Origin of the sequence: Candidatus Kurthia intestinigallinarum (assembly GCF_003991225.1) — a bacterium.
GTDB classification, from domain to species: Bacteria; Bacillota; Bacilli; order Bacillales_A; family Planococcaceae; genus Kurthia; species Kurthia populi.
This window is the reverse complement of record NZ_JTFC01000023.1, coordinates 1-2,256: the sequence shown is the minus strand read 5'-3', so window position 1 is coordinate 2,256 and position 2,256 is coordinate 1. Positions and strand designations below refer to the sequence as shown.

2 protein-coding genes are annotated in these 2,256 nt (G+C 40.2%); both read right to left on the bottom strand.

The annotated features are described in order from the left end of the window. The coding region (locus QI30_RS05630; RefSeq protein ID WP_126989956.1) for a metallophosphoesterase at positions 1 to 893 on the bottom strand (893 nt) is incomplete at its 3' end. A 23-nt stretch (positions 894 to 916) separates the two neighbouring features. Continuing rightward, on the bottom strand, positions 917 to 2,256 hold a 1,340-nt coding region (locus tag QI30_RS05625; protein ID WP_148113852.1), incomplete at its 5' end, for an MMPL family transporter.

The window sequence follows — 2,256 nt, the reverse complement described above, 5'->3', positions numbered from 1 at the left end:
ATTGTAGGCATGCTTGAATCGATTTCTTTCAGTAAATGGCTCACATCTTGACGCTTCAGTCCATTAAAACCACCAATGGGAGAAGGGTCCACACGTCCTACTAACGCCAATTTATCATCAATGACGACATATTCATCGTTTAATAGTGTAATATTGCTTTCTTCAAGCAACTGTACCATTTGGGAGAATGTCTTTCCGCCATCGTGATTGCCTAATGTACCATACACACCGTATGTTGCTTTCAACTGCTTGAATAAGTCACTTACACGTTTCGGATCTTGAATGGCGGTAAAATCATCATTAAAAATATCGCCTGGAATGACAATGATATCTGGCTCCATCGTATTCACTCGCTCCACAATTTCCTCTAATCGTGTTTCTGAACGTACAGCACCTAAATGAAGGTCACTCAACATCACCATTTTCAAATTTGGAGACGTGACACCCTCTTTTAATTGAATGTCATACCGTACTTCTTTAATAATCGTGGCATTGTAAATCCCATATGTCACAAAACTAATTGTCATTAAAATCGAGCTTAGCCCTGCCCAAAAACGCACGATGTCTGGTACTGGTTTTGGAATGATACCTGTAAGTGCTCCGATTCCTACTAAAATATCAACTACGGCAATACATAAGAATAGATAAATAAAGATCCCCATCCAATAGGAACCGAACGTTGTTGCAACGTCATTAATCCCTTTTGGTAAAGGGGCAAATGCAAGTAAAAATGTTAAGGCGATGATGCCGTATATATACGCGAACACCCAAGCATTCATCGATGGCAATAATAGTGTGCCCCAACGATATAAGCGGTGACCAATATATACATTGGCCCCGCCGTAAACGAGTAGCACAAGAGAAATCCCGAAAATCATCGTTACTTTACTCATGCTTCCCTCCTATACTTCAGCTACTACTTGTTCTTTTTCACTTTCTCTTTTTCAACCATTTTCAGTACTTCTTCGCCTTCCATATCGACGTTCGGTAAAATGCGGTCTAACCATTTTGGCATATACCATGCTGATTTACCAAGTAACATCATAACAGCTGGTACCATCATCATTCGGACAACGAACGCATCGAAAATAACACCAAATGTTAACGTTAACCCGATAATTTTTGTCATTGGATCTGATGAGAACATAAATCCTCCAAACACAGCAACCATGATTAGTGCAGCGGCTACAACAACGCCACCACTATCACGTACACCCGCCATCACTGCTTTACGTGCGTTTCCAGAATGTGCAAACTCTTCACGCATACGACTTACTAAGAACACTTCGTAGTCCATCGCTAAACCAAATAGAATACCTGTTGCAATAATCGGTAAGAAACTTAATACTGGACTCGTTGTAACGAATCCAAACAGTTCATAGAAGTTACCGTCCTGTACAACCCATGTGACAAACCCTAAAGTTGCACCTAAGGATAAGACGAAACCAAGCACCGCTTTAAGTGGCACTAAGATTGAGCGGAACGCAATCATGAAAATAATGAATGCTAATACAACAATGATCGATGCGAATACTGGTAAGGCATCTGATAAACGTTCTGAAATATCAATGTACATCGCTGTATTACCAGTAACATTTAACTTCACGCCATCAAATTTTGCATTACGTAGCTCATGCACAAGTTCAATTGTTTCTTGATCACTTGGTCCATTCGTTGGATTTAATGTAAGTACGGCCATTTCGCCTGATTCTTTTGGAATGACATTCGTAATCAGATCAACATGATCCATTGCTAAAATATCAGCTTGCAGTTGCTCAAGTTTCGATAGCACTTCCCCATCTTTTTCTGTCGCCTCTGCTACGACAACAAGTGAAGCGTGAACCCCTTCACCATAGCCCTCTTTTAATAAATCATACGCATCACGCTGAGGTGTCCCCTCTTCGTAAACACTATCATCTGGTAGGCCAAGTTCCATATGGAAAATTGGAATCGCTGTAATCGCTAAAAAGGCGATGGTAAGTGTTGCGATTAATACTGGAATTTTGTTTAATACTTTTGCCCAGCCTTGTAGTAGCTTTCCTGAGAATTTCACTCGGTCTGTTACTTTTTCGGCTAACGTCTTTTTACGGTCAACTGGTGGTGTAATTTTTTTACCAATTAACATCAACACTGCTGGTGTAACAATCACCGCAATTAAAATGGCAATGAATACCGTTAACGCTGCTGAAATCCCCATCATTGTTAAGAATGGAATTTGTGGAACAGCTAACGCCAGTAATGCAATAATAACCGTAA